The sequence below is a fragment of the Jatrophihabitans sp. GAS493 genome (assembly GCF_900230215.1).
GTDB lineage: Bacteria > Actinomycetota > Actinomycetes > Mycobacteriales > Jatrophihabitantaceae > MT45.
Genome location: NZ_LT907982.1, coordinates 2,582,357 through 2,594,198 on the forward strand (window position 1 = coordinate 2,582,357; position 11,842 = coordinate 2,594,198).

An 11,842-nucleotide genomic window follows, 5' to 3' on the forward strand; every position below is an offset into this window, starting at 1 on the left:
TGACGTTATCCACAGTTTCTATGATGATGTTTTCTTCGTCTTGGCTGTACTGCAGCATGTTGGGCGTGACTACACAATCTCCCGCGCCACGCCGGGTGAAGACTCCGCGCTGGCTGGACCTGCGGCTCATCGCCGGCGTCGTGCTGGTTCTCGCCAGCGTTGCGATCGGAGCCACCGTGGTCGCCTCAGCCGACTCGACCGTGCGAATGTGGCAGTCGTCGCGCAACCTCTCGGCCGGTGCTGTGCTGAGCGCCTCCGACCTCTCCTCGGTGCGGGTACATCTCGCGGCAGGATCTGGGGCCTACCTCCTCGCGACGACGCCCGTCGTGGGCCAGGTCCTGGTGCGGGACGTCAGCGCCGGGGAGCTGATACCGCGCTCGGCGATCGGGACGACCGCAGCAACCACCACGGTCACGGTTCCGCTGCAGGCCGGCGAAGCGCCGAAGCTGAGCCGTGGCGAACGCCTGCAGCTTTGGATCTCCACCAAGTCCTGCCCGGCCACCGTGGTGCTCAGCGACGTGACGGTGCAGGACGTGCAGTCCACCGGCGGGGGACTGGCGGCCGACGGCGGGCAGAGCGCCGTAGTACGGGTACCGCCGGCATTGGCGCAGCGGGTCGTCACTGCGCTCGGCATCTCCGACGCCACCCTCCGCGCCGGGGTTGTCACCGGCCGAAGCCAGCCAGACAGCAATGAATCATTGCCTGATCTCACCAACTGCGGTGGGACCGATTCGTGAAGACACCGGTTCTCACCGCCGCTGACGGAGCCGAATGGGAGGCCGGCCTGGTCGTCGCGCTGGACCGCGGCGATCATGACGTCAGCGTCGTGCGGCGCTGTGTCGACATCGTCGACCTGCTCGCGGTGGCCACCACCGGGCAGGCGCGCGCCGCCCTCGTAGCGGCCGGGCTACGACGGCTCGATGCGGACGCGGTCGACCGCCTCGCCGCAGCCGAGGTCGCTGTTGTTGGCGTGGTCCGGCGGGGTGACGATGCCGCCCAGGAGCGGCTCTCGGCGATCGGTGTGGCCTTTGTCGTGCCCGACGATGCCGACGCCGCGGTGGTCGCCGCCGTCATCGGTGACGCGATCGCGGCCCGGGAGGGTGGACTGCGGGCACCCCGAAGCTTCGGCGATCCGACGGCGGCGACGTCGATGGCTATCCCGCCGACGCTCGGTGCGACCCCGGTTCAGCTGCCCACCCAGCGCGGCTCGGTGATTGCGGTCTGGGGACCGACGGGGGCGCCCGGGCGCACGACCGTCTCGGTGCTGGTCGCAGACGAGCTGTCCCGCCTCACCCGTTCCAGCTTGCTGATCGATGCCGATGTCTACGGCGGGGTGGTCGCCTCGGTGCTCGGTCTCTTGGATGAATCACCAGGGTTTGCCGCCGCCTGCCGACAGGCCGGGTCGGCCCGGATGGACGCGACCGCGCTGGCCGCCCTCGCCTGGCAGCTGAGCCCGACCCTGCGAGTGCTGACCGGTCTGCCCCGGGCGGAGCGGTGGCCGGAGCTACGCCCGGCCGGTGTGGAGGCGGTGCTGGAAGCCGCACGTTCGCTGGCCGACTTCACCGTCGTCGACTGCGGCTTCAACCTCGAATCGGACGAAGAACTCTCCTTCGACACCGTTGCCCCGAGGCGCAATGGCGCCACGCTCGCCGTCCTCGACCGCGCAGACGTCATCCTTGCGGTCGGCTCGGCTGATCCCATCGGCATGCAGCGCCTGGTGCGGGGGCTGGCCGAGTTGCGCGACGCGGAGGTGGAGGCACCGGTCTGGGTGGTGCTCAACCGGGTCCGCAGCAGCGCCGTCCCCGGCGACGTCGAGGTCGAACTGACGAAGGCGCTGGAGCGCTTCGCCGGGCGGCGGCCGGCCGCCCTGCTGCCGATGGACCTGGAGCCTCTCGATGCGGCCCTGCGGGTCGGGAAGGCCCTCGGCGACATTCGTCCCCGGAGCCCCCTCCGACTGGCGGCGGCGGAGTTGGCGTCGGCTCTCGCCGGTGTCGATCAGCCCGTCCGCCGCCGTTCGCGGGGCTGAGCGGGCCGAACGGATCGGACGAACCGGCTCGGCTTCGGCGGGGCGTGCAGAACTGTCGTAGCGAAGTGGGAGAGTGAGGGTGTGAGTTCTCAGGTGCTGCTGGCGGTCGACGGCAACTCTCTGCTGCATCGCAGTTACCACGCCCTGGCCTCCTCCGGTCTGCGCACCAGCGACGGCCGTGCCATGTGGGCCGTCCGTGGCCTGGTATCGCAGCTGGTAGCCGCGGTCGAGCGGATCGAACCGGACGCCGTCGTCATCGGGTTCGACGATCCGCAGGCCAGCCTCCGCCGGGATCGGTGGCCGCAGTACAAGGCTCAGCGGTCAGAGAAGCCACCGACGCTTGAGCAGCAGTTGATGCTCGCCGTCGAACTGCTCTCCGGGATGGGCATCGAGGTGATCGTGCCGCCCGGCCTCGAGGCCGACGACGTCCTCGCCTCCGCGGCCCGGCACGCGACCGCGGCCGCTGCCCACACCGTCGTGATGACCTCGGACCGAGACTCGTTCGCCCTCATCAATGAGACAACCTCCGTGCTGCGCATCATCAACGGCGGTGTTGAAGCGTCGCCGATGCTCAACGCGCAGCGCCTGATGCTGCTGCTCGGCATCACTCCGGCTCAATACCGCGACTACGCCGCGATGCGGGGCGACGCCTCGGACAACCTGGTCGGCGTGCACGGGATCGGCGCCAAGACCGCCGCCAAACTCCTCACCGCCCTCGGTACGGCGCGCAATGCCTTTGATGATCTCGATGCCGGGGGTTCCCGAGTGATCGCCGCGATCGGCAAGGCCGCCGCTGCCCGGCTCGGGACGCCGGAAGCCCGGGCAGCCTGGGAACTCAACTGCGCGGTGATGGCGATGCACACCTCGGTGCCGCTGGAGGTCGACCTCGCCCAGGGCTGCGGGGCCGGACGCGGTCGCCTGCCGCTGGCGGCCGACTCGCTGCGTCCGGCCTTCGAGACGCTCCAACTCACCTGGACGCTGCCGAAGGCCCTGCGCCTGCTGGCCGGCGAACAGGGCGAGTCGGCACCTGTGCCCGTCCCCGCCTACACCTCCTACGACGGAGCCTTCGCGACCGACCGCGGTGAGCGATTCGTTCGAGACGCGGGCCGTCGTGACCCGGGCTATCGCTCGGGATCGGGTTTCCGGAAGCCGTTCGCGCCGCTACACCGTAAGACCGCCAACAGTGACCAGCTCTCGCTCTTCTAGCGGCATGTCGACCGTCCGGTGGATGCGTTCGGCCCGAGCATGCGAACATGACGTATTGGTGTAATCCCGCCCACCATCGCGGTCTATCGGCCACGACGGCGGGTACGACTGAGCCCATAGCGTGGCCGCCACGCCCATCGGCCCAAAGGAGACTTCGACGCGATGACTGACCGGCTCTCCTCCCTGGACGTCTCCTTCCTGTATCTGGAGGGACGCACCACGCCGATGCACGTCGGCGGGCTGGCCATCTTCGACCCGCCGGCTGACGGGTTCGACTACGAGCAGCTGGTGACGCTGCTCGAGGAACGAATCTCGCTGGTCCCGCGCTATCGCCAGAAGGTGCGCTTCATTCCCGGCCGCATCGCGAACCCGGTCTGGCTCGACGACCCGGACTTCGACATCACCTATCACGTTCGCCGTTCAGCCCTACCGCGCCCAGGCTCCGACGACCAGCTCCGCGAGTTCTGCGCCCGCATCCAATCCCGTCCGCTCGACCGCAGCCGCCCCCTCTGGGAGATGTACCTGGTCGAGGGGCTCTCCGGTGGACGCGTTGCGATCATCACCAAGACCCATCACGCCGTGGTCGACGGAATCAGTGCGATCGACATCGGCCAGGTCATCCTCGACGCGTCACCAGTGCCCCGGGAGGTTCCGGAGGATCTCTGGATGCCCGAGCCCGAACCGTCCTCGACCCAGCTGGTGGTGGAGGCGGTAAACGAGATCGTTCGCCGTCCCGGCGCCGTCGTCGACACCGTGCGCCTCGGGGTGAACGACCTTCGTTCCACGGCCGGCCGGGTGGTCGGTGCCATCGGGAGCATCGCTACGGCGGCCAAGGTTGCCATTCGTCCGGCCCCGCCCAGCCCGCTCAACACCGGCATCGGAGAGCAGCGCCGCTACGGCACCGCCGCCACCTCGCTCGAGGACTACAAGCTGGTCCGCAAACAGCACGGCGGAACCATCAACGATGTCGTGCTGGCCACCGTCGCCGGGGCCCTTCGGGGCTGGCTCCTCTTCCGCGGTGAGTCGGTCACCCCGGCCACCACGATCCGCGCGATGGTTCCGGTCAGCGTCCGAACCGACGCCGACCTGGACAGCGCGCTGGGAAACAAGGTGTCGGCGTTCTTCGTCGACCTGCCGATCGGCGAGGCCAGCCCGTTGATGCGGCTGGCCCAGGTCAGCTACGCGATGCAGGCGCACAGCGAGTCGGGGCAGTCGGTGGGCGCCGACTCCATCGTTGCGCTCTCCGGTTTCGCTCCGCCCACGCTGCACGCGATGGGAGCCCGGGCGGCGAACGGATTCACCCGCCGCCTCTTCAATCTCGTCGTGACCAATGTGCCCGGCCCGCAGTTCCCGCTGTACGCGGCCGGGGCCAAGATGACGCAGATGTATCCGATCCTGCCGTTGGCCACTGGCCAGGCGGTGTCGGTCGGCCTCACCTCCTACAACGGCGGCGTCTACTACGGCCTGAACGCCGACCGCGACTCGATGCCCGATGTCGATGTGCTGGCCACGCTCATCGAGGAGTCGCTCGAAGAGTTGGTAGCCGCCAGCCAGGCCCCGAAGACGCCCGCCGCCCGCACCGGGCGGGCGGCGAAGAAGAGCGGCAGCGTCGCCCGATGAGTGACCCTCGACCGAAGTCGTCGCCGAGCTCGGGGGCGTCGAAGCCAACCAACCCGAAGCCAGATAAGCCGCAGGTCGCGAAGACGAAGCCGGCGCGTCTGCATTCGGTCGCCCCGATGCCGCCCGCTCGTCCGTCCCGGGCGATCGTCCTCGGTAGTGGCGGCGTGCTCGGTTTCGCCTGGATGCTGGGCGCGCTGGGAGCACTCGAGGTCGAGGCCGAGTTTCGCGCGCACGAGGTCGACATCATCGTCGGCACGTCAGCCGGCTCAGTCGGGGCGGCCTTGCTGTCCTGCGGCATCACCGTCGATCAGATCCGTCGTCACCACCAGGGCGTCGCGCTCCCGACCGATCCCCCGATCGCCTTCGACCATGATGCGGCCACCGGCGGTGGGCTCCCGCGCCGCCCCGGCGTGCTGCCCGGCTCACCGCAGCTCCTGCTGAACGCGGTCCGCCACCCGCGGCGGGTACGGCCGATCGTCACCCTGTCGGGCGTCCTGCCGGCCGGACGGGGCACCCTACGGCCGGTGACCGAGATGGTGTCAGCGGTGGCCGCCGATCAGGGTTTCGACACCACGTGGCCGAACTCGCCCCGTCCGTGGATCGCGGCCAGCGACTACACGACCGGGCAGCGAGTGCTCTTCGGACGCGACGACCTCGGCCCATTCGGCGATCCGCAGGTCAGTCTCAGCGACGCGGTGACTGCCTCCTGCTCGATCCCGGCCTGGTACCCGCCGGTGCAGCTCGGTAGCCACACCTTTATCGACGGTGGCGCCATCTCCAACGCATCCGTCGACATTCTGGCCGATGTTGACGTCGATGAGGTGTACGTCTTCGCACCGATGGCATCGGTCAACATCGATCGCCGCCGATCACCGGTCGGGCGTATTGAGCGGGCCGTGCGGCGATCGGTGACTCGAGGCGTGCTGAGCGACGTCGAAGCACTGCGGGCCAGCGGAAAGCGCGTTGCGCTGGTTACGCCGGAGCCGACCGATCTGGAAGTGATTGGACTCAATCTGATGAATCCGAGACGGCGATCGGAGGTCCTGGAGGTCGCCAAGCAGACGGCGTCGATCCAGCTGCGTCAGCAGCTCGCCGCCCGTAGCTGGAGTAACCCGCGCGAGGCCGGCGCCGGCTTTGGGCGGGGGAGTGCGCGCGCGTGAGGATCTACATCCCTTCGACCATGTCCCAACTGGGCGCCCTGCTGGAGACCGGTGAGCTCGGGTTCGGCAGCACGACCGCCTTCGCCGTCACCGACGGACTGCGGGACTGGTACCGCGACGACGACATCGAGGAACTGGAGTACGCGGCCATGATCGAGGCGGCCCGGGCCTCACTGCGGTTGCTCGACACCGAGCCAGACACTGTTGCCCGGCGGGTGGTGCTGGCCGCTGACGTGGAGGATGGCGACGTGAGCGTCCGCGACGATCTCGACCGTGGCGTAGTGCGGGTGGGTATCTCGATCCCGCTCTCGGCCGTCGTGTCGGTGCACGTCGACGGCGAAGACGCCGAGACGGCGGTGCGGGCCGCGGCGACGGCGATGGTGCGGGCTGAGCTGGGCGACGAGGACGCTCAGGAGACCGTGGATGATGTGGAGGGGTATGAGTTGGCCTGGTACGCCAACCAGGAGATCCCCGCCCTCGTCGAGCTTCTATAGCGGATTGCCCTTATAAACGCGGCGGATTCCCTAGCTGTACCGCAGCACATGTGGATAACCGGCTCGCATCTGCGCGTTCATCCACAGAGTGCCTGCTGAGGGCGTTTCGCGAGCGCCGGCTGGCTAGCGTTGACCCTGCAGATCGAGGCGGCATCGGGTCGCCCGGGAGGGGATATGTGCCATGTCATTGAAAGTCACGCCGGAGCAGCTCCAGACTCTGAGCGGCACCGTGTCCAGAACAGCGGCCGAGATTCGGCTTTCTCAGCAGAGCTTGAAGGGGCAGCTGGCACCGGTCGTCGGCTCCGAATGGGCCGGAGCAGCGGCCACGCAGTTTGCGACGCTCTACGGGCAGTTCGATCTGCACGCTGCCGGCCTCTCCGACGCCCTCGACGGGATCGGGCGGCTGCTTGGTCAAGCCGGTATGAGCTACGCCGAGGTCGAACAGCGGATCGCCGCCTCCTTCCGCTGAGGTCGCTCCCGACGCCACCGTGACCGGAACTGCGGAACGGGTGTCTTGGAAGCGGCGGCTGCGCCGGGCCGGTTCGGCCTGAACTACGCTCTCTTAACTGTGTCGCCTGACGAGATCCTGACTTTGGTTGAGCAGTCCTACCGTGCGTACTTCGAGGCCGAACCGGCCCGGGCCTCCGTCTCGTTCCTCGGCGTGGAGCCGATGGAGGTTCTGCGTTTCGAGTCGCCGCTGGGTCAGGACGAGATCGTCAACTACGTGAGTCTCGGGATGGCCCGGCGGCCGATGACCGGTGGAGACGAGTTGGTGGTCGCCGAGGACGGGCCGCGGGCCGAGCTGCTCCTCCAGTGCCGGGGCGACGGAGGGGACCTCTGGCGGCAGCTGGCGATACTCGCATCGGCCCCGGTGGTCGAGGGGCTCATCTTCTCCGCCGGCGCGCGGGTTGACCTCGGTACTCCGCTGGCCAGCGGGTCGCGCTGCACCGGAGCCATCGTCTCGGTCGCTGAGTTGGCCCGGCTCGAGTTCTCAGGTGGCGGCGTGGAGTTTCTTCGACTGCTGCCGGCGACGGCCAACGAATTGGCCTGGGCCCGGATACACGGCAGCGAGGCTCTCGCCGAGCGGTGGAACCTTCAGGGCGTTGACCTGCTCGACCTCGGGCGGGAGAGCGTTCAGCTCGACTGAGACGCACCACGCACGCTGGCATCCCAAGCGGGGGGTGTCGCGGCGCTGGGTGCCGGTGCGCTGGGTGCCGCTGCGCTCACAACCAGCCGGCTCGCTTGAACGAGTGGTGCAGCCATAGGCAGACCCCGACCACGATCCCGACGACGAGCGGGTACCCGAACCGCCAATGCAGTTCGGGCATGTGGTCGAAGTTCATCCCATAGATACCGGCCACCATGGTGGGGACGGCCGCGATCGCCACCCAGGCCGAGATCTTGCGCATGTCTTCGTTCTGGATCACCGAGACCTGAGCCAGATGCGCCGAGACTAGCGTGTTCAACAGATCGTCGAAGGCGGTCACCTGGTCGATTACCTGCCCGAGGTGGTCGTTGACATCGCGGAAGTACTCGCGGATCTCCTCGGCGATCAACGGCATCTCCGTCTCGCCGAGGGAGCGCAGCGGAACGGTCAGCGGTGCCGCCGAACGCTGTAGCGCGAGCACCTCTCGCTTCAGGATGTACATCCGGTTGGTGTCCAGCGACCGGGCCGCTCCGCCGAAGACCGCCACCTCCATCTCATCGATGTCGGTCTGCAGCGCCTCGGCGACGGCCAGATAGTCGTCCACCACGTGGTCGAGGATTCCGTGCAGCACGGCCGAAGGCCCCTCGGCCAACAGCGTCTGCTCCTTCTCCAACCGCTTGCGTAACGCGTGCAACCCGCCGTGCTCGCCGTGGCGCACGGTGATCACGTAGTCGACCCCGAGGAAGACCATCACCTCGCCGGTGTCCACCACCTCGACGGTGGTGGACGAGTCAGTGCTCGACACCGCGCTCTCGTCGTAGTGCACCGTCTTCACCACCGCGAAGAGCATCTCATCGTCGTAGCTCTCCAGCTTCGGGCGCTGGTGCGCCGAAACCGCGTCCTCGACGGCCAGCGGGTGGAGATTGAAATGCTCGGCCAACCCGGCCAGCTGAGCGTCGCTCGGCTCGTGCAGGCCGATCCAGACGAACCCCTCGCCGGAGGCCACGACGCCGTCGTGGGCTTCGCGCCAGTTCGGGCGGCCGCGGTCGTCATGACTCGGCTCGTGCCGTACCCCGCCGACGTAGACGGCGCAGTCCACAATCGCCGTACTCCGCTCCACCTCGGGGATCCACGGGACGGGCGCATGACGTGGTCCGGGGCGCAGCACAGCCGGGCGAAGGGATGCGGGGCGGGGGATATGACGTCGGGCACGATTAGTCACGCGCCACATTCTGCCCCCTTCCCGCGGTCGATCGTGCAAGATAGCAACGTTTGACGCAGCAGCGGGCAAATTCATCCACACGGATCCGTATGAGGAGTGCAACGTGCAGTTTGGTCGGTACTACGAAGAGTTCGAGGTCGGCGCGGTCTACAAGCACTGGCCCGGTAAGACGGTCACCGAGTACGACGACCACCTGTTCTGCCTCATCACCATGAACCACCACCCACTGCACCTGGATATCAACTACGCCGAGAAGACGACCGACTTCGGCAAGAACGTGGTGGTCGGAAACTACATCTACTCGCTGCTGCTCGGGTTGAGCGTGCCGGACGTCAGCGGCAAGGCGATCGCCAACCTGGAGGTCGAGTCGCTGCGTCACGTCGCACCGACCTTCCACGGCGACACCATCTACGGTGAGACGACTGTGCTGGAGAAGACTCCGTCCAAGTCCAAGACCGACCGCGGTGTTGTCTACGTCGAGACCATCGGCTACAAGCAGGACGGCACAATTGTCTGCATTTTCCGGCGCAAGGTGATGGTTCCGACCAAGGAGTACATCGACGCCCGCGGCGGCGAGCAGCCCGGTCGCCCGACGCCGATCCCGCGCTAGTCGGGTAATGCCCCCCACTCGGTGAGCGCGCTGAGCAGCCCGGGCACCAGCGGCAGCTGCGCCAGCTCGGCCCGGCTGACCCAGCGCGCTTGGGTGGCGTCGTCGGCGGCATGTAACGTCCCGCCGACGACGCTGCACAGGTAGTCGTCGATGCAGTAGGTAACGCTCTTAGCCGCGTCACCTACCGCATCCACATGGTCTTCGACGCTGCCCAGCAGCTGAAGCACCCTAACGGCAAGGCCGGTCTCCTCGGCCAATTCCCGAACACAGGCGGCGTCGCTCGTCTCCCCGCCGTCGCACTTCCCGCCGGGGATCGACCAGGTGCTGGCCCACGGATCGCGGGCCCGCTCGACCATCAGCAGCCGCCGACGGTCGTCAAAGACAACTCCGCCGGCGGCGCGGATGCGGGTCGTCGTCATCGCATCAGTGTGTCCTTTCGCCGCGGTAGCGGCCAGGATGTGTGTCGGCTCACAGCGGCGCGCCTGACGCGGCGCGGCCGGGAATCGGATAGAACATAACTGGAGTCGTATGGATACGGACTGGAGTTCAAGTGGACACGAAAAAGCTGATCGGCGCCGTGGTTGTGGCGTTCGTCCTCTTCTTCATCGTCACGTCGCCAGATGATGCCGCCAAAATCTCGCACAACCTCTGGCACGGCGTCATGAATACCGCACACGGCGTGTCGGACTTTATCGACAAGCTCTAGGCAGCAAGCCGATGGCCGACGTCGTCGAGCGCTACCTGCTGCCGACGGAAGGCATCGTCTTCGAGGTCCGTCGGCACTGGGTATCTCTCGCCGAGTCGGGCGTGTTGTACCTGGCATTCCTGATCGGCGGTTTCCTCGCCCTCGGCTTCTTCGAGGATGTCGAGATCCTGCGTCTGATGTCCGCGAGCTTCTTGATCCTGAGCACCGCTTGGTATGCCTGGATCGTCTTCGACTGGCATATCGAGCGTCTGGTCGTCACCAAGAAGCGGGTCATCCTGATCTCGGGAATTCTCACCCGCAACGTGGCGATCATGCCGCTGACGAAAGTCACCGACCTGACCTACCAGCAGAGCCTGCTGGGGCGCCTCTTCGACTACGGCACCTTCATCATCGAGTCGGCCGGGCAGGACCAGGCGCTGAGTCGTATCGACTACATCAGCGGGCCGGACAAGCACTATCAACAGATCTCCAACCTGCTCTTCGGAACCGGCGCCGCGACCGACCCCGAGGACGCCCCGCTGCCGAGTTCGTCACCGAGTTCGTCGCCGACCCCGTCGACCGACACCGACCAGGTCCCGGACTTGATGCTCGATGTCGGACCCAGCGCACCCGGCATGGACGGCGACTACTTCGACGAGCCCGCCGCCTTCGATGACCCCGATAGCCACAACACCTCACCGCTGCCCCGTATCAACGTCGGAACCCAACCGCCCTCGCGACGGGCCGACCCGCCGCCGTGATCGGGTTCGACCTCCCACGTCGATAGGCTGAACCGGTGACGATCGATCTGCACACCCACTCCCTCGCCTCTGACGGCACCGATTCGCCATCAGAGCTGGTCGCCAACGCCAAGGCGGCGGGGCTGACGGTGCTGGCGATCACCGATCACGACACCACCGGCGGCTGGGCCGAGGCGACCGCCGCCCTTCCAGCCGGGTTGACCCTCGTCACTGGTACCGAGTTCTCCTGCGTCTACACCGGGGCCGACGGACGTGACGTCAGCCTGCACCTGCTGGGGTATCTCTACGACCCCGAGAACGAAGGGCTGCGCCAGGAGCGGATCCGGCTGCGCGAGAGCCGGCTCGGACGGGGCGAACAGATCGTCCGAAATCTCGAGGCGGACGGCTATCCGGTTACCTGGGAGCGGGTCACCGAACTCGCCGACGGGGGTGCCGTCGGGCGTCCGCACATCGCCCGCGTGCTGGTGGAGAACGGTGTGGTTGGATCGGTGAACGAAGCCTTCGAGGAGCTGCTGTCGGCCCACGGCAAGTACTACGCGAAGAAGGTGGACACCGACGTGTTCACGGCGATCGAGTTGGTTCGGGCCGCGGGCGGCCTGACCGTCTTCGCTCACCCCTTCGCCCATCGCCGTGGCCCAGTGGTCGGCGTGGACGTGATCGCGGCGATGACGGCGGCTGGATTGGACGGTATTGAGATCGACCATCCCGACCATGCGCCGGAGGATCGAATCGCCCTGCGGGCCCTGGCCACGGAGCTCGACCTGGTCGGCACGGGCGCCTCGGACTACCACGGGACGAACAAGACGACCCGTCTGGGCGCCTGCACCACAGACCCGAAGGAGTACGAACGCCTCGTGTCGCGAACTTCCGCTCGCGTCCCCATCAGGTTGTCAGCCTGATCCACTACGGTG

At 67.5% G+C, this 11,842-nt stretch carries 14 protein-coding genes; 12 read left to right on the top strand and 2 right to left on the bottom strand.

The annotated features are described in order from the left end of the window. Positions 1–65: 65 nt before the first annotated feature. The 8 genes from CPH63_RS12120 (at position 66) to CPH63_RS12155 (ending at position 7,653) form a co-directional block, all read left to right on the top strand. Positions 66–737, top strand: a complete 672-nt coding sequence (locus tag CPH63_RS12120) for an SAF domain-containing protein (RefSeq protein ID WP_157749503.1) — start codon at positions 66–68, stop codon at positions 735–737. Beyond that, on the top strand, positions 734–2,026 hold the full coding sequence (locus CPH63_RS12125; protein WP_096303192.1) for a chromosome partitioning protein: 1,293 nt from the start codon (positions 734–736) through the stop codon (positions 2,024–2,026). Before CPH63_RS12120 ends, CPH63_RS12125 begins: the two co-directional genes overlap by 4 nt. An 81-nt stretch (positions 2,027–2,107) precedes the next feature. Next, positions 2,108–3,232, top strand: a complete 1,125-nt coding sequence (locus CPH63_RS12130; RefSeq protein WP_096303193.1) for a 5'-3' exonuclease H3TH domain-containing protein — start codon at positions 2,108–2,110, stop codon at positions 3,230–3,232. Positions 3,233–3,394: 162 nt separating this feature from the next. Further along, a complete protein-coding gene (locus CPH63_RS12135) occupies positions 3,395–4,852 on the top strand; it encodes a wax ester/triacylglycerol synthase family O-acyltransferase (RefSeq protein WP_096303194.1) in 1,458 nt (485 codons plus the stop codon). Further along, positions 4,849–6,012, top strand: a complete 1,164-nt coding sequence (locus CPH63_RS12140; protein ID WP_096303195.1) for a patatin-like phospholipase family protein — start codon at positions 4,849–4,851, stop codon at positions 6,010–6,012. The genes CPH63_RS12135 and CPH63_RS12140 overlap by 4 nt, the downstream gene beginning before the upstream one ends. Then, complete coding sequence (locus CPH63_RS12145) at positions 6,009–6,506, top strand: hypothetical protein (protein WP_096303196.1); 498 nt, start codon at positions 6,009–6,011, stop codon at positions 6,504–6,506. Before CPH63_RS12140 ends, CPH63_RS12145 begins: the two co-directional genes overlap by 4 nt. A gap of 181 nt (positions 6,507–6,687) precedes the next feature. Beyond that, positions 6,688–6,975, top strand: coding sequence for a WXG100 family type VII secretion target (locus CPH63_RS12150; protein ID WP_096303197.1), 288 nt, complete (start codon positions 6,688–6,690; stop codon positions 6,973–6,975). Positions 6,976–7,074: 99 nt separating this feature from the next. Next, complete coding sequence (locus CPH63_RS12155; RefSeq protein ID WP_096303198.1) at positions 7,075–7,653, top strand: suppressor of fused domain protein; 579 nt, start codon at positions 7,075–7,077, stop codon at positions 7,651–7,653. Positions 7,654–7,729: 76 nt separating this feature from the next. Here the strand turns inward: CPH63_RS12155 and CPH63_RS12160 are convergent, their stop codons facing one another. After that, positions 7,730–8,884: a magnesium and cobalt transport protein CorA gene (locus tag CPH63_RS12160; protein ID WP_096303199.1), complete on the bottom strand. Its 1,155-nt coding sequence runs from the start codon at positions 8,882–8,884 to the stop codon at positions 7,730–7,732. 94 nt (positions 8,885–8,978) lie between these two features. Here CPH63_RS12160 and CPH63_RS12165 point away from each other — a divergent pair, with 94 nt between their 5' ends. Then, the gene (locus CPH63_RS12165) at positions 8,979–9,485 is read left to right on the top strand and encodes a MaoC family dehydratase (RefSeq protein WP_096303200.1); all 507 of its coding nucleotides are present in this window, start codon (positions 8,979–8,981) and stop codon (positions 9,483–9,485) included. On the opposite strand, the gene CPH63_RS12170 is transcribed toward CPH63_RS12165, so the two are convergent. Further along, the gene (locus tag CPH63_RS12170; RefSeq protein ID WP_096303201.1) at positions 9,482–9,904 is read right to left on the bottom strand and encodes an NUDIX hydrolase; all 423 of its coding nucleotides are present in this window, start codon (positions 9,902–9,904) and stop codon (positions 9,482–9,484) included. The genes CPH63_RS12165 and CPH63_RS12170 overlap by 4 nt on opposite strands. 131 nt (positions 9,905–10,035) lie before the next feature. On the opposite strand from CPH63_RS12170, the gene CPH63_RS22290 reads away from it, so the two are divergent. Genes CPH63_RS22290 through CPH63_RS12180 form a run of 3 tightly spaced genes read left to right on the top strand, consistent with a single transcriptional unit; the run spans position 10,036 to position 11,830 of the window. Further along, complete coding sequence (locus CPH63_RS22290; RefSeq protein WP_157749504.1) at positions 10,036–10,191, top strand: hypothetical protein; 156 nt, start codon at positions 10,036–10,038, stop codon at positions 10,189–10,191. A gap of 11 nt (positions 10,192–10,202) precedes the next feature. Next, complete coding sequence (locus tag CPH63_RS12175; protein ID WP_096303202.1) at positions 10,203–10,931, top strand: PH domain-containing protein; 729 nt, start codon at positions 10,203–10,205, stop codon at positions 10,929–10,931. Positions 10,932–10,966: 35 nt separating this feature from the next. Continuing rightward, positions 10,967–11,830: a PHP domain-containing protein gene (locus CPH63_RS12180; protein ID WP_096303203.1), complete on the top strand. Its 864-nt coding sequence runs from the start codon at positions 10,967–10,969 to the stop codon at positions 11,828–11,830. The last annotated feature ends 12 nt before the right edge of the window (positions 11,831–11,842 follow it).